Here is a 24,221-nt window from a genome sequence, read left to right as displayed (position 1 = left end):
TTTGATAGTATATCAAAAAACGGTAAAAAACACAGATTTAGGTTTTATAGCAAGTTGATTAACATAATATATACACTTCTTGGGTAAATGAAAATATTAATCAAAAAATAAGCTAAAATCGCTTAAGATTTCTCTTGTAAAGCTTTTCAAACGTTCGAATTTTAGATTATAAGGTAAGTAACCGCTTGCCTTATGACATTAATTATACCCACTATTAACTTAAAAATCCCCTTAAACCAACAAAAAAAATGTAAAAAATGCCAATATTTAAAAGAAAAAAAACACCGTTATACAAACTAAAGTTTGATGAAAAAAAAGGTGAAATGATTTTAGATAATGGCTCATACAAAAGAAATCAAAAAATAAATCCATTCAACAAAATAAAAAGCAGAATGATATTAATCATATGGGTAATTATGATTACGGGAATAGCATATAACAAATATGTAGATAAAGATTTTTCATTCAGAAATACAATAAGCATAGGAAATAGATCATATATAAACAATATTGATGATTCCGAAAAAATGAAATATATAGCAGAATCAATAATAAAAGACTGCAATAAAAACCAAACGTGCGAAATAGAAAGCATGTACAAATACGTAACAAATATACCTTATATAGCAAATAGAAGCGGAGGAACAAAAAAACCAATCGAAGTTATAGAAACAAATAGCGGAGATTGTGACGAAAGATCGTTTCTGATGGCGTCGCTATTAAAAGAAAAAAACTATAAAGCCGTATTGATATTTTGCATATACAAAAATGAAGATCACGTTTTTATGGCAATAAATGAAGATCAAAACATACAAAAACCAAAAACATATATCGAAATAGATAATCAAAAATATTATTATGCAGAGACAACGTGGAAAGACTCATACATAGGGCAATACAACGGAATAGACAAAGACGCCTTTATAGGAATATACGACATTGAAACGAAGAAAAAAATACCGGTATATGAAGTGAAGTTTTTTAAAAATACATAGAATAAGTACGCATCTCTTCAAGAATACAAAAATTCTCCTCTTTACCAACAGACAATAAATCACACACAGCAGAAGCAGAAACAGGAACACCGTCAATAACACGACGTTTAATAAGCTCATTACGTACATAATGATAATGATGCAAGTTACAAGAATCGGGATTCAAAGACTGAAAATATTTGTATAAATCCAAGGAAGAACGGGACGAAACAGAAGATTTAAGAGCATGAGAGTTAAAACCATCAAATACAAAAGATTGACCGTCCATAAAATAAGACATTGGAAACAAAGTACAAACATTTTCGTGATGAATAGCTTTAGGGGCAGGGGAGTAACGAACATCGGTAGAATAAACGTCATAGCTATCGCGTGAACGTGTGTAAAGAGTATCAAACCCTATATACACGTTATTCTCATCGTATTGATGATAATCAACCTGAGCGAGATTGTAATTTGACCTCTTGAAATCCACCAAATGATATTTGTGATGTTTCGCGACAATCGTTATTTGAAGCGTATTATCATGATATTTTTTAGACATTTCAAGATAAGAAAGCTCAGGGGAACGAATAGAACGCCAAATATATAAAGGCAAAAGCACACGAGCAGACGTAAAACGCATTAAACCGTGTTTAGCATACCAATAGCCCTCATCGGTCAATTCGTGCGTTTCAGCGTTCCGAAATGATTTTAAAACATATTTCATAATATAAGCGGCAACGCCGCCAGCGTCATCGTCAAATTCGATTTTAACGTCATGAATAAGAGGTACTTTTTTATCTACAAGATCAAAAGAATTCGTTACCGAATTATAAACCTCTGTTTTTTCGATAGCAAAACCAAAATAATGTCTAAAACGTGAAACAAACCGCGTCAAATACACTTTAGGAACAAAAAACAGACTATGCTTATGCAAAGCACCGTCTAAAGAGGGTTCATAACTTGAAAAATAGGGCGGACGAGTACCAAAATCACGTTTAATATCTTTAAAAATCTGATCGTTTAAAAACTTCCGAAATTTTTGCTGAATATTATCGCGGCAATCTTTCACATAATTGTCATAATCGCCCGTAAACTTCTTATTATCGTCAATAATGTACATTTTCTCATGGTTACGGACTTTGACCGTTCTACATGGCTTAAAATGACTCTCAGGTGTCATGGTAAGAAACACAGGACAAAGAAAGTCATTTTCAAACGCAAATTTTTTAAAACTATCGACACGATTCGATAATTCAGCAAGATATTTTTCAGGGCGGATATTAGCACCCATCGACATATCAAAAAGAGAAATAGAATTATTGTCATTGATAAGAATATGATTGTTTTTTAAAAATTGATTTTGATGAGATAACTTTTCGTCGATATATTTTTTATCAGTAGGAGAAATATTGTATTTGTGGGAGATATGTTTTGAACGAATGCGGTAAAAATTACCGTCTTTAACGAAAGTATTCATTTTAACGTACAACTTTTTATAATGACACAAGAGCGCGCCGCATCGACGCGCGGGGATGGCGTGACCGCCACCCCACACGACGAAGCAAACGCGCAATCTCTATTATGCAAAATCATTTAACGACCTCAATAGATATGTTAAAAGTTTCGTCAATTTTGCTATGCGAATCGTGAGAAAAAATAGAGCCCAAAATAGGGACAGTATTAAGATAAGGGACTGAATCATTAGCATTGGTCAAAGTTTGTTTAGAAATACCAGCAAGAACCATCAAATCACCGAATTTTAAAGCGAATCGGTTATGAATAGATTTTTCGGATGTAACGGGGAGATCACCGCCCGATACGATACTTTCAAAAGAAATATAAAAATCGAGATAGACAACATCATTAACAATAGTCGGAGTAATAAGCACTTTAAAGCCTATGGGTTTATATTTGTACTTTTTAGATTGATTAGTCCCCTGAACCGCAGAAAAGGCGAAATTCTCATCTAAAAAAGGCATATTCGTAACGCTTTTGAAATCAAGGGTTTCATTATCGGATAGCAAAAAGTTAGGCGTGTCGGTAATAGCCGTTACGCCTTTAGAATCGAGAGCGTGAAGCGAAGAATAAAAAGACGAAACAAGAGAACCCGTAAGAATCGCACCCGCAGAAGAAGAAATATTAAGATCCGAAGAGAGAAGCGGAGAAAGCCCAAGATCACGCAATTTATTTGCACTAGAATCGAAAACGGTTACTTTAATAGTCACTTGTTTATGAGAAAAATCAAGCTCTTTAAGCATGGCAACAAAATCGTTAAACAAAGGAAGCTTTTTATAGGGAACGGAAAAAATAATAGTCTTTGAGTTTTTAGCAACAGAATATTTAAACCCTGAAAATCGAAGCGTATCGTTAAGATCATCGGGTTTCAAATAAACAAACGTGAGCGATTTAAAAGATACGTTTTCATCGATAGTGTCTATGCTGGAAAGATTAGAATCAATAGAACCGTGACCCGACTGGGATGAAGAGTTAAAAGCAGAGGCGGAATAAATAGGACGACCGTTTTGAGTGACAGAAATTGAGCGATCATTACTAACCAAAGGCGGGGGAGGAGCTAAAACACCGTCACCATGAGGAGCAGATGAACCCGAATTGAAAGAGGGAAAAGAGCCAAAAATACCGCCTGAATCAGACGATTTAGATTTAGAGTCCTGAGCAGTCAAAGGAACCATGACATAGTAAAAGCTTTTATCCGTTTTAAGGGTGTAGCCGTTTGATTTAAGAGCCTGTTTAAACAACGGCAGATAATCAACAGGAGCAGACGAAAAAATAATCTTTACTTTTTGATCCACATCCTTAGAAAAAATAACCGATTTACCCGAAGATTTAGAGACAAAGAAAGCGAGATCGTAAAGCGATAAAGACCCTGCAAACAACGGAAATGAGAGAAAGAAAATCAAGAGTAATTTAGTCATTTAAAACGTCCTCAACGAATTTTTTAGGAACCTTGTAACGGTAAATAAAATAACCATCGGGTAAGCGTTCGAGCGTCAAAACTTTTAATTTATACTCTTTGATATAAATGGTCATATTGGCGTTAGGAATGACGAAGCCGTCACAATGGCACTCTTGATACGTACACACAAAACGGACAAGAGGAAACGAATCATCTACAGAAGAAGACACAATACTACTAGCCGAAGCATGGGAAGCAACAGACGAAGAAGCAGAAGCAGAGACGGGAACAGGCTTCAAATCCGTAGAGGATTTTTTACCACCGAAAATAAAATGAACCATTAAAGAGATAGCAATAATAACAACGACAAGCCCCGCAACGGCAAAAGCGACGTATTTATAAATGACTTTTTTACCCTGAGTGTTCGCGCCTGAAGTATAAAGGGCGTAAACGTCAGGATTAAATTTAAGGGTGAACTTTTCGGAACGCTGATTTTTATACATCCGAGAGCCAATGTATTGCTCGTATTTAAGAGTGGAACCGAATACACGTAATGAGGAGGGGATAGCCTTATAAAAGAATTCTGAGAATGACTTGTATTTGCTCTCGACGAGAGCGAGATTTTGAGTAACGAGGATAATATCTTGATGCAAATGTCTATGATATGAAAGCCACCAAACGAGAACAGAATTTTTCTTCTCAAAATAATTATGTGCCTCATCGATCACGAAAAAAGCATCCTTAAGCCCTAATTCCTCAGCGAGCTCTAAAAGCTCCGTATCCGTACATTTAGACATATAGAGCTTATGCAATTGAGTAAGCTTGACAAGAAGAAGCTCATAATCTAAATCGAAAGCAAGACCCGCGGGAAAAGCATCAAATTGAAACTCATTAATATTGGTGTAAAACTTCTTGAATTTACCGAAAGATTTAGATTTTGAATCGAGAAAAATATCATAAAGATAAGAGACAGCACGGTAAGTTTTTCCACTTCCGGGAACGCCAGTATAAAATTCTATCATGACGCTATGGAACTTTTATAACGAAATCGGCAATCTGTATAACTTGCATATAGAAGAAGAGGGCGGCACGGTAAAGAGCTTTCATTAAAATAAAGAGAAGAGCAGTTGTAATAAAAGGGAAAAACGCCTTAACACCGTCAGTGATCCCCGAAATAGTCAAAAAGAAAAACATTGTGTTAACAATGTCGTCACCCGCCGAAGCGTTAGAAACATAATCCAAAAGAAATGAAATAAGGTTGTAAATCTTGATAATGTTCGTAACCATAAAATAGAAAAAAAAAGCGGCAGTTGTCACAAGCAAAATAACGAAAGAATAAAACAATCCGAAAAGAAAAATGCGGATAGATGAAGAGAGCATAGCGAATTTTGACAATGAGGAGAACCAAGAAGCAACACGCGGAAAAAATGTAGCAAGCCACATAAAACCGCCGAAAATAGCTTTGAATACTGAGAGCATGATTAATCCCTTAGACCTGAGATGAAGATTTTAATAGAAAGAACAACACCAACCAAAAAGACGATTAATTGAAAAAGGGCGTGATATTTAGAAGTTGTTTCCGTAAGAGGAGGGCAAAGGTCAACAACTTTCCCGTAGAAATTAAAAGACATAGATTGACCGCAAGCACCCTCAGGAAGATTAATAGGTTGAAAACCTTGATCGAGAACATTTTTAGTATTTTCAAAAGTGTTTTGAACATTTTGAACCTGATCCAAAACATTATTAACCATCGTTTCAGCGTTATAACGGAAATGATCCAAATCACCTATATCGAAATTGGTGATTGTAGGCACATCGGGATAAATGACATCCCCATAATACGTATTCGGATCAGTGGCAGGATCAGACGCAGGAGCAGGATTAAAAGGAACCGTTGTCGTCGTCGTCACAGTCGGGGGATTAGTTGACGTTGTAGGATCGGGTGTAACCGTAGTTGTAACAGTAATAGGCGCAGGAGCAGGCAACGGCGCAGTCGATGGAGCAGGAGCAGGAACAGGCAAAGGATCGGGAAAAGGCGACGGCAATGGATCAGGCGCAACGACAGGCTCAGGAACGGGCGCAGGAACAGGAACAGGCGAAGGAGTAGGCGACGGCAACGGATCAGGCAAAGGAACAACAGTCGGAGAATCAGGAGTAACAGGCGCAACAGTCGGAGACGGAGGCGTATAGGCGGGATCATTCGCGGGAAGATTCGGAACAGGTTCAACGGGAATCGGTTCGACCGTAGGAGTGACAAACGGAGGCGTATAGGCGGGATCATTCGCGGGTTTTGGAACAGGGGGTAAAGTAGGTGAATATGGCTCTAAAGGTTGCGGAGTAAAATCGGGCAATTTAGGAGCGGCATTAAGCAAAGTTCGAGCGGTAGAACTCAATTTAACAGGCAAAAAGGAATTTATATTAGCGTCAGCCTGTGCAGAAGTCATGCAAGAATTACCTTTAGTGATACCCGAAAAAAGGTTAGGAACACCGACAGCACAAGAATTTCCCTGTGAATCGAAATATTTTCCGCAAGTGGATTTATCCCAATGCGGACAATCCCAATGACACGTTAAGTCAGCGATACGAGAAGAGTTAACAGGACAAGGATTGTGACAAGCACCATCACTTAAAAGAGTTTGACCCGTAGGACAAGTAATAGGAACACAATATTGAGTTAAAGAATCGCGAGAAGTGCCAAGGGGACACGTATTAGGGACACACGTTTTATCGGGAGCTAAAAACGTACCGCTAGGACAAGCGGGAGCGGTACAAAGTTGCGTATTAGGATCAATAGTATTAGGAGAAGAACAAGTGGTACACGTTCCCGAAGTATTGTAAATTTGACCAGTGGGACAAGTAGAATCGGGAACAAATGTAGCTAAATAACCATCGAATGTATCAGCGTAAACAGGATCAGCACCGAGAATAGTAGCACTGTAATAAATACCATTATAAACATAAGGATATATTGAGACTTGACTAGATTGAAATGTAACATAACGCCAAGAAGATTGTATAGTATAATGGCTATTACCATAAAAGCCTGATGTTGCGGGGTATGAAATAGCAAAAAGGTTAAGAGAAAACAATAACAAAAAGAGGAAGATAATTTTCTTCATATTATTTAATCTTAGAAACATAATAAGGCGCAGTTGTCACAAAATTAGCGGTATAAACAATGCCGATAAAGAAGCCGATACAGCAATAAAAAACAGCGTTTACAACAGCATGAATAAAATCATGATTTACTTTTAAAAACATTTTCATATTACAGCCTGAAAAGAGATAATGCCGCGAAAAATCCGCCAAGGATGAACGTCCAATAAACGCCAATAGAGAAGAAATAGTTAAAAACTATATCAGCGGAAACGGGCAAAATTTCCATTACTCGACGTCCTTAGCTTTAGAAGCTTTAAGAGAAGCGATGTTTTTACGGATGTTTAGAACGAGACGAACGAACAAAAAGCCGAAGAAAACGACAGACGAAAAGCCCAAGAAAATAAAGCCGTAATAGATACCGATTGAGAAGTAGTCAAAGATAAGCATTAATAACCCTTTGCAATGTTAAGGATGGAGTAAAGCACGAAAAAACAAATAATCGTGCCGATCATAAGACCGCTAAAACCCATTAAATAGTTGTAATCAGACGTAACCAAACCGAGTGAAGAAGCCGTAGCAGTTGCGTTGTAATCCATATGTACACCTTTTTAATAGACATTACGACTTAATAAGCCGAATGGCTTTGAATATTCCCCAAATTACACCGAAAGCAAGAAGCAAGGATGAAAACAAGAGAGCGACATTATCCGTGTAAATGGTAGGAATAAACATGATAAGCCCTTAGACAGGGCGGAAGCCCTGAGAGAGATTATCCGAGAAGCGCAAGAGCTTTACGAACACCCCAAAAAACAGCAGAAGCTACCAAAACAGCACCCGCAACAGCCAAGAAATTCGCAGTATCCAATGTAGGAACAGTTAACATGAGTTTGCCCTCCGTGGCAATAAATTTCTCGGACTCGAAAGATTCAGTTATTCGAGCGACTTACACCGTAAAGGAAGCCGAGTCGTTTACAATACGGCGGGTTTTTTCTCATTTGATTTAGATTTGTTTTCGACATCGTGGATGTAATCAACGAGTCTAAACGACGGATCGACAAGGATGTCAACGGAGTTTTTAACGGGTGTCGATTTACCGTTTTGACGGTCAAACGATGGAGATTCCGAAACGATAGGGAGAGTGATCGATTTTTTACCAACGAAATGATCATCCATAAATTCTTTGAAGCGTGAAGCGGTAATATTTTCCGTACACTCAGGGGGAAACTTGATTTTCATCGTTTTAACAGTAGCGTTATCTTTCATTGCTTCGCCCGTTTCAGAGTTTGCAGAATATGCGCTTTTAAATTGTCCGATGAGTTGATACCAACTCATTTGACGTTTACCACCCGTTGAAGAATCGTCAACCTCAGTCGCGGAAGCATTAGCCTGAATAGGCATGAATGCGATTACAGAAGATCGCAAAAACTGATTTTCAAAAGAGAAAGGTTTGTCAGCGTGTGAGGCGAGAACATCAAGAGGATTACTAGAAGCCATGTATCAACCTTAGGAGTTATTTTTTGATAGGCGCATTATTTACGCAGTCAAATTACACAAAAATTAACTTATACGAAAAACATACAAAAAAGATAAACGAAATGCGAAAACATAGATTTTAAGAGAGTGTGCCGCTACGCGGCAAGGAGTCATACGATGCTTAACGGGGGTCATACTATGGGTATGATGGGTGAGCCGCTAAAGCGGCCGAGCTTGAAGTTTACGTTGTAAACCGAGTACACGGTACTCGCACAAGTGTTCTAATCTCTCTCACGAAATGCAGATATACGCCTAAGGGCTAAAATTGATATTTTGGCGAGATATAAACGTAAGAGCAATGGAAGGGTTTCACCCTCCAAACCACCCACCAAATTTTTAAAAATTTGGATAAAACCAAAGAATGAAAACTTTAGACTGTATGGGCGCAATTCCGCGCGGGATTTTTTTGATTAAGTAGCTAGTAGTCAACTTCCGTTAGCCATATTTTGAAAGGGTAATTTATATAATGCGTTTTAACTTTATGAAATGCAGTCATTGAGCACGAGGGGTTAATCTTCCTTTGCTTCGTTAATATTTCGACCCCACGGATAAATATTCTGTGTTTAAAGAAGTGCGTTAAGAGATCAGCGGCTACCGCCTTACTGGGGATTCTCCCCAGCCCCCTGAGAATCTTTAGCATAATGATTTTTTAATTCATCCGTCTTGTTTTCAAAGAGAAAATGCAACACATGCGGATTATCAAAATTAGCAATTAATAAACGAAAGTGAGCAGGGCGGTTATAATGAAAACCGCGCAGATCATAAAAATTTTTAACTTTTTTTTCAAGCATTTCAAACATTTTTAATTCGTCAATCGAAAAGTAAAACTTTAAATACTTGTTACGGGGAGAACCCGCAACGAAAGGGCGTCCCAACTTAGGAAAACCCGAAAAATCGAAATTATCATCACTCATTAAATAGCCTTTTTTTTTAAATAGGGGTTAGTGTAGTAGTTAAAGGTCATCTATAGCGCTCTAATAAGATACAATAACCTTCTTTATCAGAAAAGGGAAGTTCGTCACCAATTTCATCATATAAAGCTGATTGACTGCGAATAGAAATATAAGTTTTAGTAGTAACCCAAGACATACAACGAGAAACAGAACAATTAAAAATATTAGGTTTATTATCAGGAATACCGTAATCGCCACGAATAGCCAAATTAAAACGGGCGGACATGAACGGACAAATTTTATTTGTAGCCTCGGAAAATTTCATTTTGAATCCTTTATTAAAGAACGAAGAAAATTAAGTTCATTTTCTTCAGAACGTGTCAAAGTTACAAGACGCATAAGAACATCTATACGAATATCAATCTCAGAAAAATCCGAATTATCATCCATATCCGAAACGTAACTATCGGGATCAATACCGCTTTCAATCATAAGAGAATCTATATCGTTGAATGTACTCATTTTGAATCCTTAAGAAGATTAGAAAGCAAAACAATAATCATTTTTAAAGAGGTAATTTCAGCCTGATGAAATTTAGATTTTTCCTTAGTATCAATAGTAATCAATCGAGTACGAAAAGTCTCAATAGAACGCTCGTAATGCATACGTGCGGCAAAAGAAAGCAAATTAGACATGACAAAACTCCAAACAAAGTCCATAAGCAATAACGGCAAAGCCGACAATGCCCATAAGAGCATAAGCCCATAAGTAAAAATTAACAACCTTAAAAAAAGTATCCTCAGACATAGAACAATCCTTTTGTAAACGAATTAAAATAAGCTCATCCGAAATCTCATTCATTTTTATAATCTCAAAATCAACGCATTTACCTTGTTTTTGAAAAAACATTTTTGCATGAAATAAAAGAGAAAATTGATCCATAAGAAATATTTCACGATCAGACATCACAAGCCTCCTCAAAATAATCTGAACCAACAATATCAGAACTGAAATAATTGTTTTTCTCACAGTCCAAAACGAAAGAAAGATCATCGAGCGTGACAGGAGAAAAAAAAGCATTGTCAGGATCAACACCCATATCGTGACCATGCACGAAAGAGTTAAAAGGTAAATCAGCGTATTGCTGTTTTTCCTCAACAGAATAATAAAACCAACTGATGAATTTAGGAATATAAAACATTATAAATCACCCAAAAAAAAGCCAAAATAGTCCAAATAAAAGCAATTAAATGCCAAAAATCATTATCAGACATTATTCAATTCCTGAAGATGAATAATAAAAAAACAAAATAAAATTACACAATAACCAACAAAAGAACAAAATCTCAATTACATCATTTTTCATCATTCAACTCCAAAAAAAGAATTGAGAAAATAAATCGAAAACGTAAATAATAAAGATAAAAAAAATGCAATAAGAAAATTAAGAAAAATATTACGCATGATTCAACTCCTGAAACTTTTCAAGCTTTTTAATCAAATTTGAATAAGCAACCTTACAGCCACGCACAGAACAATTTTTATGACGATAACGAGCAATAGCAAGACACGAAAGAAGATCAACAGCAGAACCGACAATGAAAGCAGGACGTTTTAATAACGGTGCATAAAATAAAAACGATGTCATAAAGCCATTAGCAACATTGCGAGAGTATTTCAACTCGCGAACCAAAACCGTAGAGGTAATGTAAATTTCATTTTTTCTCATTTTGAACACCTTACATTTGTTCGTATAGACCGAAAACGTCTAAATCACTAGGCAACTTTTTAACCGAATCAATCGAAAAGTTAGCAACAAAATCCTCATAAGCTAAAACCGTTTTTTCGTCATTATTTATAAGAGCCAAACGAACAGAAGCACGATAAGCAATCTTATTTTTGACAGACCGAGAAGATGAAACCTGATCGAGAAAAAGATCAACATAAAAAGGATCAAGATCAAAGAGAAAAGAATCATCGGAGGAAATAGGTAATTTATTAATCTCTCTCTCTTCTTTTCTCTTGCTATATTGAGTATTACTAATAATCGGTGCTTTTTGATTCGTATCTTTTTGATACGTATCATTTACATTCGTATCATTTTGAGACGCATGGCGGAAAATAGGGGTTTTAATGGTATCAAACAATTCATAATCATAACCACCATAAACATGAACACGAAACAATAAACCGTAATTTTCAAGCTCATTTAAAAGGCGTTTAATTGCGCTTTCGGAATCGTCATTTTGAGAAGCAATTAAGCGAGCCGAAAAATCCCAATTATCAGGTTTTGAAACAAGAAACAAATATAATCCCTTAGCTTTAAGAGATAACCGTTTATCATTGATGATGTCATTAGGAACCTGAGTATAATTACGAATATGTTTTTTTAATTTACTCATGATAAACGCTCTAAAAGCTCTTGAGCGCGATTGACAACCTGAGCAGATTTATAAGAAGATGCGGGAAAGAAATCACGGATAAATTCTAAATCCGTTTTAGTGAGAAAATAACGAGAATCAAGCCCATTATTTTTAAGAACCTTAAGAAAATAATCAATATTAATTCTTAAGCCAACTAGGAAGTCGTCAACAGAAATACGAGACATATTTTAACCTTTGAAGAACGCTCAAAGTGCCTGTACTAGGAAATCATTTGATTAACATAATATATATTCTATTAAATAATTCGGTGATTATGTAAACCATAGTACACGGAACAATTTTACCATGCGTATTCAGAATTGGGATACATTGCCAGTGTAGTGATGACAAACCCATTTAGATGCGCTAAAATAACAAAAAAACTCAAGGTATTTTATGGAATTTAAGGTCGATGCCACTTGCGGCAAAGCACGAGCATGTACCATCACCACGGCACATTCGACGATACAAACCCCTATTTTTATGCCGGTTGGGACGGTAGGATCGGTAAAAGCGCTTGATATGGCCGATATGACTGAACTTTTGGATACCCAGATCATCCTCGCCAATACCTATCATATGTATCTACGCCCTGGAGATGAGACCGTTGCCAAAATGGGAGGGTTACACGGCTATACAACCTATCCTAACAGCTTTTTGACCGACAGCGGCGGCTTTCAAGCCTTCAGCCTCAGCGATATTTCCAAACCTACGGAAAAGGGAATCGAATTTCGTAGCCACATTGACGGAAGCAAACATTTTTTTACCCCTGAAAAAGTGATCGATATCCAAAATAATTTAAACAGCGATATTATGATGATCCTGGATGACCTCGTTGCGCTCCCCGCAACGCAGGAACGGATTAAAACCTCCATAGAGAGAACGACTCAATGGGCACAACAATCGATCGATTATCACCGCAACAACCAAACCAAAGGGATTGGTATCAACCAGAATATTTTTGCCATTATCCAAGGGGGGACAGATTTTAATTTCCGTACCCAATCAGCAGAAGAGTTATGTGCGATGGAATACGACGGATTCGCGATCGGAGGACTTAGTGTCGGAGAAGCGAACAATCTTATGTACGATACGGTCGAGCATACAACCCCTCTAATGCCCTCCGATAAACCCCGCTATCTTATGGGAGTCGGTACACCGGAAGATCTCGTAGAAAATATTGAACGGGGAGTTGATATGTTCGACTGTGTTATGCCGACACGCAACGCCCGTAACGGAACCCTCTTTACGACCTTTGGAAAAGTCAATATCAAAGGGGCGCGTTATAAATTTGATGCGGAACCGATCGATCCAGCCTGCCAGTGCTACACCTGCCGCCGTTATAGCCGTGCCTATCTTCACCATTTATTCCGATCCAAAGAGCTTACTTATTTTCGTCTCGCATCACTTCATAACCTTCATTACTATTTGTGGCTGGTACGTCAAGCCCGTGAAGCGATTTTAGCAGGAAAATTTGTTGAATTTAAAAAGGAGTTTTATGCACGCCGCCAAGCCTAAAATGACCCTCGGAGTCAATATCGATCATATAGCTGTACTCCGAGAAGCCCGTAAAATTAATGATCCCGACCCCGTAATGGCACTTGCAATCTGTGCTCAAAGCGGTGCAGATCAAATTACCATCCATCTGCGTGAAGACCGCCGTCATATTCATGATGAAGATGCGCGCCGCATCATCCATGCATCTCCTCTCCCCGTCAATTTAGAGTGTTCCATTGAACCCTCTATTATCGATATTGTTTGTTCGCTCCGTCCTCATCGTGCAACGCTGGTTCCTGAAAAACGGGAAGAGGTTACGACGGAGGGGGGCTTGGACGTTATCGGAAGTTTTGATTTAATATCAAATGCTATAAAACTATTGAAGGAGAGCGAAATCGAGATTTCCCTCTTTATTGATCCTACGCGTGAGGCAATCGAAGCCTCTGAACGATTAGGTGTACAATGGGTAGAACTCCATACCGGAAGCTATGCTAACCTCTACGCAATGCGTCACAGTGCCCTTCCCCACTCCCACCACACGATTGAGCCCCTTAAACTGCCGCGACAAGACCTTGATAATAAGATCGAGCAAACCTATTGTGCACTTGTAGATGCTGCAAACTACGCCCGTTCATTAGGGCTCAAAGTAGCTGCGGGTCATGGACTTAATTACCAAAATGTTACCCCTATCGTCGAGATCGATACGATTGAAGAGCTCAATATCGGACAAAGCATAATCGCCCGTTCCGTCTTTACCGGATTAGCCACTGCCGTATCGGATATGAAAACCTTATGCAAACGCTAAAAACAGTCGCTATTAGCGTCGGTGATCTCAACGGCGTAGGATTTGAGATTATCCTCAAAGCACATGAACACATCAAACGTCTTTGCAAGCCGCTTTACTGTGTCAATTACACCATGGCCCATCAAGCTGCGAGTTTATTGCATACTCAAATTCCAAACGATTTTCAGATATTCAAAGTTTCAGGTGAATTTGTGATCGAAGCGGGCAAAGTATCTGCTCAAAGCGGCCAATACAGTTATGACTCCTTTATAGCTGCTATTGAACTGGCTAAAAATAACCATGTTGATGCAATAGTCACGCTCCCTATCCATAAAGAAGCATGGATGATGGCAGGAATTCCCTACGTCGGACATACGGATGTTCTTCGTGATCTCTTGCACTCGGATGCCATCATGATGCTCGGATGCGAGAAGCTCTACGTCGCCCTTTTTACCGAACACATTCCGCTACGGGATGTTCCACAGAGAATAAGTAGTGATGCACTGTATAACTTTTTACTTCGGTTACATGAGAGTATCAAGCGTCAACCAATCGCCGTTTTGGGGCTTAACCCTCATGCCGGAGACCACGGTGTTTTAGGAGATGAAGAACGTTTTATTGAAGAAGCGATAGTAAGAGCTAATACACAAATCGGTGAATCTATTTTTGAAGGGCCCCTTGTCCCAGATGTTGCCTTCACCCCAAGAAGTCGAGAGGTTTATAAAACAGTAGTTGCGATGTATCACGATCAGGGTTTAGCTCCGCTCAAAGCACTCTATTTTGATGAGGGGATCAACGTCTCATTAGGACTTCCGATCATCCGTACTTCCGTCGACCATGGGACTGCATTTGATATTGCATATCAAAATAAAGCTTCCATGCTAAGTTATATTAATGCGATCAACGCAGCTGTTGATTTTACTTATAATTAACAACTATTTTATAAAGGATATATTATTAACCCTCAGATAATATCGGATATTGTTGCACTGCTTGAGGAAATTTTACCTAAGCATTGTTATGCCTTGGATTTTACCTTGGAACATTATTACAAGTTGCTGAACCAGTTGTCCGTATCGGACAACAAAGAACGTTTTAACGATAAAAAAGGGGCTATAAACAAAGCACTCATCACTTATTTTTCTCAAACACATCAAACAATAGATATCCAAACCTCTTTAGATACTTTCACAATTAAAAAACACTTTATAGATCCTTCTCGCGCTGAAGCGTTCGATCGCATGACGCACGCTAATGTGTCAATTCTACTCGATATTCTAGATCGCAAAGAAGAATTTCTTCCGCTTCCCTATTTGGTCTCCATTCCCCATCCGATTCGTACGCAGATTATAGAGGGCTATAGCAGTATCAATGAAAGCATGGAGGTCGCTAGGTATTTCACACGACAGCAAATAGATACTATTTTCGCCCTTGATGAACGCGATATTATATTCTTTTTGCAAGGTAAAATATCCATTCGCTACTATACTCCTCCCAAAAAGTTTCCTGCCGGATCAGATAACCGATTTTCCGGTGAATCGGTTGAATCGATGGAAGCAATGTACCGACACTATTTTCCTGAAGGAGCATGGGAAGATATAGAAACCATATTAGGCGAAGTGATCGAGGAGAAATTGAATTTTTCTGTTATAGACAATATAACCTTTACAAAAACCTTTATTCCGGTTTTTCGATCGATGATCGAGATCCTATTGCTCGATAAGGTTAGTGAAGAAGATCGCTCAAAAATTGAAGGGCAAACCGGATTTATATTACGTCAATATTTTCATCCAATTCTTTTGTATACCGCTAAAAATCTTCTGGATTTTGTCGAGAATCGAGATAAAAATGCGGAATCCTTTGTAAAATATTTTACGGATGATATTATCATTGATGGTGCCGGTAATAAAATACAAAAATTTGCCATTACGGATAGACGACAGCAAAAGTGGAATTACAGTTCTGTCGTTTCAGTAATGATGCAATATAAGCAATCCAAAATACGAATTGCTGCTCAAAAAGAGTCTATTGTATCGGCACAAGAACGGGTAAGTGAATCCCAAAATGATATAAGTACTGAAAAAAAACACAAACTAGAGATAATGGAGAAACTCGACGAAATCGAAACCATGGTCTCTGAAAATGATAAAAAAATCACAGAGCTAAAAAGACAAATAGCCGATAATACAGATGACAATATTGCCCTTAAATCCGAACTTAAAAACGGGCATGATTTATACAGTGAACTTTTCAAATTGAAAAAAAACTATTCTACTCAACTGGAGCTGACAAAAAATCGGCTTACCAATAAAATGTCTGAGTTGGCTCAACGGCATAAAAAACTAGAGTATGAAAAAAAAGCGCTCCAAAGTATTATCGAACAAACCGCTTCAGTGAAAGAGATGTACGAATTAATAGCGGAAGCTATTTCACTCGTTCTCGCCAAACGCTGATATTTAGGACAATCGGTCGCGATAATCAGTATAACCGAATTCATGAACTATCTTAAGTTCCCCCTCTTTGGTCCATAGTGCCAATGATGGTAATTTGATCCCGTTGAACGTTGTATTTTTAACGAACGTATAGTGAATTTGATCTTCAAAGATAATTTTATCACCAATGCTAAGCGGTGTGTCAAAGGAATAATCTCCCATGATATCCCCCGCAAGACACGTATTTCCACCAAGGCGATACGTATAAGGTTTTTCTCCTGCTTCACCTGCGCCACGAATCGCTGCACGGTATGGCATTGCTAGAGTATCCGGCATATGGGCTTCAGCAGAAGTATCCAAAATCGCTATATCCATCCCGTTATGAACGATATCAAGTACCGAAGCCACCAACGGTCCTGTTTGCCAGCCAACTGCCTCACCGGGCTCAAGATAAACCGTTATATTATTGTGACGTGCTTTGAATGCACCTATAACTTCAATTAGACGATCCACATCATAATCAACACGGGTTATATGGTGCCCGCCTCCAAAGTTAACGTATTTCAGTCCATCAATATAAGAACCGAATTTTTCTTCAAATGCTTCAAGTACCCCTTCGAGTGCATCAACATTTTGTTCGCACAATGCATGAAAATTTAATCCATCAAGCTTTGCTACGATAGAGGGATCAAAGTTTACGAGGGTGGTTCCCAAACGGCTATAGAGTCCGCAAGGATTGTACAGATCGACAGGAGAGGAAGAATATTCAGGGTTGACACGCAATGAGACGAAAATGTCAGGGTTGATTTCTTTCACACGGTCATAATAGCGATGGAACTGTGCAGGTGAATTAAAAACAATATCGTTGCTAATACGCGCTATTTCATCAATCTCTTCATCTTTGAATGCGGGTGAATAGGTATGGACCTCTTTGTCCATTTTTTCACGAGCCAGCTTGGCTTCATGAAGACCGCTGGCAGTGCATCCGTGTAGGTATTTACCCACTAAACCAAAGGTAGACCACATCGCAAACCCTTTTAGGGCAAGGATGATTTTGGCACCCGATTCACGCTGCACACGCCCCATAAGTTCTAAATTTTTTTCTAAAAGAGCCTCTTCGCAAATATAGCACGGAGTGTGGGAAAGCTGAGAAAAATCAATATTGGACATCGAAAAAATCCTTACATTTTAATGGCGAGATTGTAGCATAACGGTAGAACAAAAATTGTATTGCTTTGGTTACATAACCCCAAAAGGAATTCCCATGTCAATTCAAGAGTACATTGCTGAAAATAAATTAGAGTGGATGAACGTTTTTAGCGGAAAAACCCAATCATACGCTTATGCCTACCGTGGATGCCTCGTTATTACCGAAGGTAAAGTAATCTCAACGGATAAAAGTCTCCCGCCAAAAGAGATCGTTAAGCAAGTATTATTGGCCACCAATCATGACACCATCGATTTTTTAGCATGCGAACTCACAACAATTAATCTTTTTGAAGGATTCGTCAATAAATACAAAGCGTATTTAACCCCCGAGGGAAAATATTTGCTCTTTATCTCCGATATGAATGGAAAAGGTAAATTTGTGTATGAAGGAATCACCTTCTATGCCTATGGACTTGATGAAAGTTCTGTCTGGAATGAATTGGTTGATTTCGCGGATCTCTCAAAAGGGGATTTGAAAAAAATGTCTGACAAAGAAAAAATCGATGCGGTATGTGACGAGATGAAACGAACCACACTCCGCATTAGCGATAAAACTTACGATGAGATCAAAGCCTCTCAAAGCGAACAAGGCAAACTCTCTTTCGGAGCAGTGTAATCTAGCCCTCTAGCGAGTGAGAAACTTCTCGCTCCTCTTTTTTATCTCATTTTGATATCGTAACTTACGCCGTTTCAAAACCGCCCGTTACCTTGATATGCCAAGGCTCATAACGTACGCCATAAGGGTTATTGGTCGTATACCGAATGGTTATATACCCGCCGTCATAGAGCTTTTTGAATACATCGGTCTCTTGAAACCGTTCCGTAAAATTGTACTGACCGTATCCTACTTTACCGATATCAAAATCCCCTACACTGTGAAACGTAAACCCAGGAGGGGCAATTGCCGTTGAGGTAGCACGCAAATCTCCCCCCTCACTCACCATTTTTTTCAAAAAAAGATAAAGTTGTTTTACGGGTGCACGAACACCTGAGGTAAGGACTAAATCATTGCCGATAAGTTTTTTAATCGTAGTGTATTTCTCGATAGCAGCACCTTTCATTAAGAAATGACCTGTTCTATCAATATATTGGATATCGCTTTTTGAGGTAATTGCCGTAAGATTCGGTACGGTGCGTTCCCCATAAAAACCGTAACGGCGCGGATCTCCATAAAAAATAGTTTCTGCATAACCAATTTCATAAGGGGTGAGAGGCTTGTTGCAATAAGCGGCTGTTTTAAGCATCTCATCGAAACTGATAGCATTAAATTGAACATAGCCGACTCTGCTTTGAACCGTTATGAGTTTGTCTAATAAGCTTACAACGACGGGAGAAGCTTTGAGTACTGACGTAGAGCCGCTAAATTCTTCCGTTGCACCAAACGCAAGGGTTCCGCTTAGAGCGGTTGCGTATGCCAAAAATGATCTTCTATCCATCGCTTTTCAACTACTTTTTAATCAAATTTTATTATTTGAAGTTTATCGTACAATCTTACCTTATTTTGCAGGAAAATAGTAGATAAAAACGTGTAAAATAGGGCAAATATTGTTTTTATCTCTAAAAATAACGTCAAGGAGTCATCCATGGTTCCCTCTTCCTATCTTAAAATCGCCAGAGATGCTATAAAAGCCCGTTTAGACGGTGTCCAAATAAATCAGAACAGTTTTTTATCTACTGACACTGATCTGTTATGCAAAAAAGCCACCTTCATAACCCTTACCCTACATGGACAATTACGCGGGTGCATCGGCTCACTCATACCCCATCGAAATTTACTCGATGATTTAATTGCCAATGCAGAATCTGCTGCATTTAACGATCCGCGCTTTACCCCGCTCACGGCTGAGGAACTAGATGCAGTAAAAATCGAGGTCTCACTGCTCAGTGAACCCAAAAAAGTCATTTATACCGATCGAAACGAACTTAAATCTTTAATTCATATCGGCAGGGATGGAGTTATTCTCCGATTAGGCAGCTATCAGGCAACATTTTTGCCGCAAGTATGGGAAGAATTACCTGATTTTGATACGTTCTTCACCCATTTGGGGATGAAAGCAGGGGTAGGAAGTGATCCCCTCTCCTATCACCCCGAAATATATACCTATCAAGTCGATAAAATCAAGGAGTCGTGACATGAAAACAAGAGCTATGAGTGTTGCAGGGAGCTTTTATCCCCTTTCACCCGTTGAAATTACCAGCATGATTGATTCTTTTAATACCGCATTGGAATCCCATCCGGATGTAGCGGCACGTTTTGATATGCTGCAAGCTAAAGCGGTTATTGTCCCCCATGCGGGTTGGGTATATTCAGGTTTTACGGCAAATATCGCATTTCGGATTTTAAGCCATACTCCCCCTAAAACTATCGTCGTCATAGGCCCTTCTCATAAAGTCGGTTTTGAAGGGGTAAGTATCTGCGACAGTCAGTTCTACCAAACTCCGCTGGGAGAGTTAGAGATCGATACCGCTTTAGTGAATGACATTAAAACACACTTCTCTCTCGCTACCTTTGAGTCAGCCCATCATGAACACAGTACCGAAGTTCAAATGCCGTTTATTAAACATTATATGAGTGATACAAAAGTGATTGAAATGGTCTATGCCGACGCGGATCCGCTGCACATATCCACTATCATCGATTATCTGCTCGGATGCGATGATGTTGCCGTCGTTATCAGCACCGATCTAAGCCACTACTATTCGTTGGAGGAAGCGAAAAAACTCGATTCGATCTGCTTGGAAGCGATTCGACATGAGAACAGTACGATGCTCCATCAAGGGTGCGAAGCATGCGGAAAAATCGGAGTAGAGGCAATGCTGGATGTAGCAAAAAAACGGGATTTAGAAACGGTACTGCTGGATTATCGTACAAGTGCCGACGCGAGCGGTGATAGCGCCCGTGTGGTTGGATATGCGAGTGCGTTGTTTAGAATCGTTTGAATATTATGAAGCATTTTAAGGATAAATTCTGCTTTGGCGCGGATAGAATCAGCTGACACGTTTAATATCTTTTAAAATATATTTTTGTCCAATTTCATTTAAAGAAGAGATAGAAATCAAATCGAATGGGATAGCAATCTCATTTTTAATATACATGATTTTACTAAATGAACCGAATCTACCGTTACGTTCAGGGACTTTAAAGGATTTGGAATTTCATACAACCAATGCAAATCACTTTTTGCAGTCTCTTCATTATGAGCATAACTACTGCAAAAAATCGATAATGTTAAAACTTTCTACACTAAAACGGGAGCTAAGCTGTTATAGTTTGAATTCTAAATCAGCAGTCATACTGTCAATCGCGGAGTTAAAATAGGAAATATTTCAGCGTAAGTCATGGCAACCTATGCAGAATTAACGCCTGAAAGTACGACAACTACGTCATCGTAGGGAATTGTGGTAAAATTCCACATTAATTTTACAAGAAGAGAGCCAATATGGAAGTTTTAGAGACAGAAGACGCATTTAAAGCATATATCCAAGAGATTCAAAACACTGCAGGATATAAAAACCCACTTGCTTTCGGAATTTGTCGTGTTGATTTGGGCCAACAAAACTCTGATAAAGTACTTCAAGCCACCTACCCTCATATTAACTGGAATGAAAACTTCGGTAGTGCAGCAATTTTTATAAAAAATGCTCAAGAACAAGGCTTTGAAATTGATTTTACCGCCAATGAAGTAATTGTTCCTATCAATTTGAAATTTTTAGAAGGGTGTTTAAACGCATTTACACCGTATGCTGACGAAGCGTTTGGAGATGCACATAAGAATATTCAAGTTGTCTCAACACTGTACACACAAATTAAAGAACGCGGCATGCGTGATGGCGAGTTTCATCTTGTGATTCTTTTTGCAGATGTACCATGTGTCAGCGTAGAAGCAACCTATCTAAAACTCTATGCGCTTTCTACAGCTAAAGTAGTACTTAGATCATTAAATCTAAACGGTGCATTCGGAGCATTGCATAATGTTGCATGGTCGGATGGACAGCCAATCGAGCTTGAATGGCTTCGAGAGAACGAAATCGAGCTTAAATTTGCTAATGAATACCCCAAAATCGATTTTGTTGATAAATTTCCCCGATTTCTTCAACATATCATTCCTGCCAATAACACCCGTATTCTGGACGATTCAAAAGTACGTTTCGGAGCACAACTCCATGCAGGTACAACGATCATGCCAGGTGCAAGCTATGTCAACTTCAATGCGGGAACGACAGGGGTCAGCATGGTAGAGGGACGTATTTCAAGCTCTGCCGTTGTAGGTGATGGTTCAGATGTCGGAGGTGGGGCTTCTATTCTCGGTGTCCTTAGCGGAACTGATGGTATCCCGGTCACAATCGGTAAAAACACCCTATTGGGTGCCAATTCGGTAACCGGGATCGCACTTGGTGACGGTTGTATCGTCGATGCGGGAATTGCCGTTTTGGCGGGAACTAAATTTGCGGTGAATGCTGAAGAACTTGCTAAAATCCAAGAAGCAAACCCAACAAAAGCACTCGACGGTGTAAGCTTCAAAGGTAAGGATTTAGTCGGATTGAACGGTATTCATTATCGTCAAGACTCTACGACAGGACAATTACTTATTCGCCGCTCTACCCGGGAAGTGAAACTCAACGCCGATTTACATTAATCGTATTTCTACACCATCCTTTAAGGTGGTGAATCCTATACTTTTTTATCTAAAATAGAAGGAGCTTTAATGATAAGCTCAAATGTTTCATCAATTATGTCAAATCAAACGTATATGAATAATAATGCTGGCAATGTAGCTAATGTCAATACAGATAGCTATATTCCTCGCAATACCACAATCAGTGAAACGCAAAATGGTTCCACGCAAGCGAATACATCACTCGCAACTGACAATGGTTCCAAGCAATCGCAAACCGATTTATCCAAAGAGTTAACGGATCAAATTAGTATTGAAAATACTACGAAAGCAAATGTTCAGTCTATTCGAACTCAAAATGAAATGCTAGGATCACTGCTCGATATTAAGGGTTGACACTTAATATCTTGGGAACCTTTTTTCGTGCTACACAGAGAGAAGGGGCTTTTGTGAATATATTCATGCTCTGCACTCTCGTAAGAAGCTTATTTTTAACATCATAGTTTTCAATTTCAGCTCCTAATTCAAGAGTACTGATTACTGCTTTTCCTATAATACGTCGACCCTTTTTCCCCTCTTGGTCAATGGTTCGTATTCCCCATATATTGTGCATAATCATAATTGTATCTTCGTACGTACCGACATAGAGGACCACATGCCCTTTTAAGTAAAGAATAGTTTCAAAGGGTATTCCTTTTTCTTTAATTAAAGAAAGCTTTTCATTATCCAACAGACCACTCAAGGTGATTACTTCTCCTTTTCGGGCTTGTGAGGCCGAATTTCTAGGTAACCAAATTCCAAACGGAGTCACCATATCCCGTATCATAGAAGAACAATCTCTCTCCCCCAACATTCCGCCCCACCCGTAGGTATTATGTAACATCTCGTTTCCGAGAGTAATAAGATCGTTTTTATTAATCTTTTGAATTCCCAGATGTGCTGAGTTTTGTGGAATCAATATAGATACAACTATCCCATTATGATCAATTGCATATACCTGATAAAAATCTCCATTAACCCTTTCCAAGGGAAGAACCATCCCTATACGAGAATAAGCAATAAATTTTCCCTGCATGTCATAAAGAGGTTGATTGTCCTGCATAATGAAGACTTTCTCTTTATGTTCAAATGTATCAATGATCTCATCATTTATGATCCAAACACTATCTGACTTTACCCATCCAGAGGCATTATTCGTAAAGATATAACTCCATGCGCCATCTTTAGAGGTGTGGGAAATAAAAACAGGTTCATGATAATTAACACTGCTGTTTTGGAGTAAATCAAAAGGGTACCCTTCACCCGGAAGAGTAGGATTTTTATAGAGAGGTTTATCCGTCGGCAAAACACGGATATTCATCCATGAAAGAGTAATGGCTTTTTTATTGATTGTAGCAAAAGTCTCAAAATTGCTTTGATGTTTCAGTTCTTGGAGCCATTCTGGACGAACTAGACGAAGGTTACTGCCATATCCTCCTCGAAAAGCGCGAATGGGCCAAGAAGCCTCTCCTACTTTAATTGGGGGAATTTCATAGTGCCAGGGAGCAAAATAGGACTTATCAAAACTATTTTGAATGTCATAAAATTCTTCTTTATCCATACCATTCTTTTCTACATAAGGGGTAATGGATTGTGCAAAATGTTCCAAGTCATTTACTTTTATCTCTGACTCATTCAAATCATCAGCAATAATATCAGGAGCACTACAACAATCAAGATTCTCTTCAGTAGACAATGTAGACTTCAAAGGTACGGATACAGGAGAGAGTTGCTTTACACTGCATCCCCCCAAGAGCATTATCAATACGATACTCAAACCAGCTACACGCATATTTATTCTTTTT

General features: G+C 38.7%; 29 protein-coding genes. 10 read left to right on the top strand and 19 right to left on the bottom strand.

Going from position 1 to position 24,221, the window contains the following annotated elements; translation table 11 throughout:
- The first annotated feature begins 257 nt into the window (after window positions 1–257).
- Window positions 258–995, top strand: a complete 738-nt coding sequence (locus WC407_RS00360) for a transglutaminase domain-containing protein (protein ID WP_373019867.1) — start codon at window positions 258–260, stop codon at window positions 993–995.
- Here the strand turns inward: WC407_RS00360 and WC407_RS00355 are convergent.
- From WC407_RS00355 to WC407_RS00280, 16 genes are all read right to left on the bottom strand, one after another.
- A complete protein-coding gene (locus WC407_RS00355; RefSeq protein ID WP_373019865.1) occupies window positions 982–2,454 on the bottom strand; it encodes a replication endonuclease in 1,473 nt (490 codons plus the stop codon). The two genes, WC407_RS00360 and WC407_RS00355, sit on opposite strands and share 14 nt — an antisense overlap.
- A gap of 112 nt (window positions 2,455–2,566) precedes the next feature.
- Window positions 2,567–3,910: a type II secretion system protein GspD gene (locus WC407_RS00350; RefSeq protein ID WP_373019861.1), complete on the bottom strand. Its 1,344-nt coding sequence runs from the start codon at window positions 3,908–3,910 to the stop codon at window positions 2,567–2,569.
- Complete coding sequence (locus WC407_RS00345) at window positions 3,903–4,913, bottom strand: zonular occludens toxin domain-containing protein (RefSeq protein ID WP_373019859.1); 1,011 nt, start codon at window positions 4,911–4,913, stop codon at window positions 3,903–3,905. The genes WC407_RS00350 and WC407_RS00345 overlap by 8 nt, the downstream gene beginning before the upstream one ends.
- Before the next feature lie 4 nt (window positions 4,914–4,917).
- The gene (locus WC407_RS00340; RefSeq protein WP_373019857.1) at window positions 4,918–5,370 is read right to left on the bottom strand and encodes a hypothetical protein; all 453 of its coding nucleotides are present in this window, start codon (window positions 5,368–5,370) and stop codon (window positions 4,918–4,920) included.
- A gap of 2 nt (window positions 5,371–5,372) precedes the next feature.
- Window positions 5,373–7,010, bottom strand: a complete 1,638-nt coding sequence (locus tag WC407_RS00335; protein WP_373019854.1) for a hypothetical protein — start codon at window positions 7,008–7,010, stop codon at window positions 5,373–5,375.
- 265 nt (window positions 7,011–7,275) lie between these two features.
- Window positions 7,276–7,437: a hypothetical protein gene (locus WC407_RS00330; protein ID WP_373019852.1), complete on the bottom strand. Its 162-nt coding sequence runs from the start codon at window positions 7,435–7,437 to the stop codon at window positions 7,276–7,278.
- A gap of 522 nt (window positions 7,438–7,959) precedes the next feature.
- Window positions 7,960–8,484 carry a hypothetical protein gene (locus tag WC407_RS00325; RefSeq protein WP_373019850.1) on the bottom strand — a complete coding sequence of 175 codons (525 nt, stop codon included), beginning with the start codon at window positions 8,482–8,484 and terminating at the stop codon, window positions 7,960–7,962.
- Between the two features lie 638 nt (window positions 8,485–9,122).
- The gene (locus WC407_RS00320; protein ID WP_373019848.1) at window positions 9,123–9,437 is read right to left on the bottom strand and encodes a hypothetical protein; all 315 of its coding nucleotides are present in this window, start codon (window positions 9,435–9,437) and stop codon (window positions 9,123–9,125) included.
- 46 nt (window positions 9,438–9,483) lie between these two features.
- Window positions 9,484–9,741, bottom strand: a complete 258-nt coding sequence (locus WC407_RS00315) for a hypothetical protein (protein WP_373019844.1) — start codon at window positions 9,739–9,741, stop codon at window positions 9,484–9,486.
- Complete coding sequence (locus tag WC407_RS00310) at window positions 9,738–9,938, bottom strand: hypothetical protein (RefSeq protein WP_373019842.1); 201 nt, start codon at window positions 9,936–9,938, stop codon at window positions 9,738–9,740. Before WC407_RS00310 ends, WC407_RS00315 begins: the two co-directional genes overlap by 4 nt.
- Window positions 9,935–10,111: a hypothetical protein gene (locus WC407_RS00305; RefSeq protein WP_373019840.1), complete on the bottom strand. Its 177-nt coding sequence runs from the start codon at window positions 10,109–10,111 to the stop codon at window positions 9,935–9,937. The genes WC407_RS00310 and WC407_RS00305 overlap by 4 nt, the downstream gene beginning before the upstream one ends.
- A complete protein-coding gene (locus WC407_RS00300) occupies window positions 10,104–10,382 on the bottom strand; it encodes a hypothetical protein (RefSeq protein WP_373019838.1) in 279 nt (92 codons plus the stop codon). The genes WC407_RS00305 and WC407_RS00300 overlap by 8 nt, the downstream gene beginning before the upstream one ends.
- On the bottom strand, window positions 10,375–10,617 hold the full coding sequence (locus tag WC407_RS00295; RefSeq protein ID WP_373019834.1) for a hypothetical protein: 243 nt from the start codon (window positions 10,615–10,617) through the stop codon (window positions 10,375–10,377). The genes WC407_RS00300 and WC407_RS00295 overlap by 8 nt, the downstream gene beginning before the upstream one ends.
- 255 nt (window positions 10,618–10,872) lie before the next feature.
- Window positions 10,873–11,145 carry a hypothetical protein gene (locus tag WC407_RS00290; protein WP_373019832.1) on the bottom strand — a complete coding sequence of 91 codons (273 nt, stop codon included), beginning with the start codon at window positions 11,143–11,145 and terminating at the stop codon, window positions 10,873–10,875.
- A gap of 10 nt (window positions 11,146–11,155) precedes the next feature.
- Complete coding sequence (locus WC407_RS00285; protein WP_373019830.1) at window positions 11,156–11,818, bottom strand: helix-turn-helix domain-containing protein; 663 nt, start codon at window positions 11,816–11,818, stop codon at window positions 11,156–11,158.
- A complete protein-coding gene (locus WC407_RS00280; protein WP_373019828.1) occupies window positions 11,815–12,024 on the bottom strand; it encodes a hypothetical protein in 210 nt (69 codons plus the stop codon). The genes WC407_RS00285 and WC407_RS00280 overlap by 4 nt, the downstream gene beginning before the upstream one ends.
- Before the next feature lie 211 nt (window positions 12,025–12,235).
- Here WC407_RS00280 and tgt point away from each other — a divergent pair, with 211 nt between their 5' ends.
- The 4 genes from tgt to WC407_RS00260 all read left to right on the top strand — a co-directional run bounded on the left by tgt (window position 12,236) and on the right by WC407_RS00260 (window position 16,573).
- Entirely contained in the window at window positions 12,236–13,357 is a 1,122-nt protein-coding gene (gene tgt, locus WC407_RS00275; RefSeq protein ID WP_373019826.1) for a tRNA guanosine(34) transglycosylase Tgt, read from the top strand.
- Between the two features lies 1 nt (window position 13,358).
- Window positions 13,359–14,141 (top strand): pyridoxine 5'-phosphate synthase, encoded by a 783-nt coding sequence (locus WC407_RS00270; RefSeq protein ID WP_373021086.1) that lies wholly within the window; start codon window positions 13,359–13,361, stop codon window positions 14,139–14,141.
- Entirely contained in the window at window positions 14,129–15,052 is a 924-nt protein-coding gene (gene pdxA, locus WC407_RS00265; protein WP_373019821.1) for a 4-hydroxythreonine-4-phosphate dehydrogenase, read from the top strand. Before WC407_RS00270 ends, pdxA begins: the two co-directional genes overlap by 13 nt.
- A gap of 93 nt (window positions 15,053–15,145) precedes the next feature.
- Entirely contained in the window at window positions 15,146–16,573 is a 1,428-nt protein-coding gene (locus tag WC407_RS00260; protein ID WP_373019819.1) for a hypothetical protein, read from the top strand.
- Between the two features lie 3 nt (window positions 16,574–16,576).
- Here the strand turns inward: WC407_RS00260 and nspC are convergent, their stop codons facing one another.
- Entirely contained in the window at window positions 16,577–17,722 is a 1,146-nt protein-coding gene (gene nspC / locus WC407_RS00255) for a carboxynorspermidine decarboxylase (RefSeq protein ID WP_373019814.1), read from the bottom strand.
- A gap of 94 nt (window positions 17,723–17,816) precedes the next feature.
- Between nspC and WC407_RS00250 the strand changes: the two genes are divergently transcribed.
- Window positions 17,817–18,377 (top strand): hypothetical protein, encoded by a 561-nt coding sequence (locus WC407_RS00250; RefSeq protein WP_373019812.1) that lies wholly within the window; start codon window positions 17,817–17,819, stop codon window positions 18,375–18,377.
- Window positions 18,378–18,441: 64 nt separating this feature from the next.
- Here the strand turns inward: WC407_RS00250 and WC407_RS00245 are convergent, their stop codons facing one another.
- A complete protein-coding gene (locus WC407_RS00245; RefSeq protein ID WP_373019810.1) occupies window positions 18,442–19,197 on the bottom strand; it encodes a D-alanyl-D-alanine carboxypeptidase family protein in 756 nt (251 codons plus the stop codon).
- Between the two features lie 147 nt (window positions 19,198–19,344).
- Here WC407_RS00245 and amrA point away from each other — a divergent pair, with 147 nt between their 5' ends.
- From amrA to WC407_RS00225, 4 genes are all read left to right on the top strand, one after another.
- A complete protein-coding gene (gene amrA, locus WC407_RS00240; protein WP_373019808.1) occupies window positions 19,345–19,893 on the top strand; it encodes an AmmeMemoRadiSam system protein A in 549 nt (182 codons plus the stop codon).
- A 1-nt stretch (window position 19,894) separates the two neighbouring features.
- Window positions 19,895–20,701 carry an AmmeMemoRadiSam system protein B gene (gene amrB / locus WC407_RS00235; RefSeq protein WP_373019805.1) on the top strand — a complete coding sequence of 269 codons (807 nt, stop codon included), beginning with the start codon at window positions 19,895–19,897 and terminating at the stop codon, window positions 20,699–20,701.
- A 500-nt stretch (window positions 20,702–21,201) separates the two neighbouring features.
- Window positions 21,202–22,398, top strand: a complete 1,197-nt coding sequence (locus WC407_RS00230) for a tetrahydrodipicolinate N-succinyltransferase N-terminal domain-containing protein (RefSeq protein ID WP_373019803.1) — start codon at window positions 21,202–21,204, stop codon at window positions 22,396–22,398.
- Between the two features lie 69 nt (window positions 22,399–22,467).
- The gene (locus WC407_RS00225; RefSeq protein ID WP_373019801.1) at window positions 22,468–22,773 is read left to right on the top strand and encodes a hypothetical protein; all 306 of its coding nucleotides are present in this window, start codon (window positions 22,468–22,470) and stop codon (window positions 22,771–22,773) included.
- Here the strand turns inward: WC407_RS00225 and WC407_RS00220 are convergent.
- A complete protein-coding gene (locus WC407_RS00220) occupies window positions 22,763–24,208 on the bottom strand; it encodes an SH3 domain-containing protein (protein ID WP_373019799.1) in 1,446 nt (481 codons plus the stop codon). The genes WC407_RS00225 and WC407_RS00220 overlap by 11 nt on opposite strands.
- Window positions 24,209–24,221 lie beyond the last annotated feature (13 nt).

The organism is Sulfuricurvum sp. (assembly GCF_041651515.1).
Taxonomy (GTDB): Bacteria; Campylobacterota; Campylobacteria; order Campylobacterales; family Sulfurimonadaceae; genus Sulfuricurvum.
This window is presented reverse-complemented; position numbering and strand designations above follow the sequence as displayed.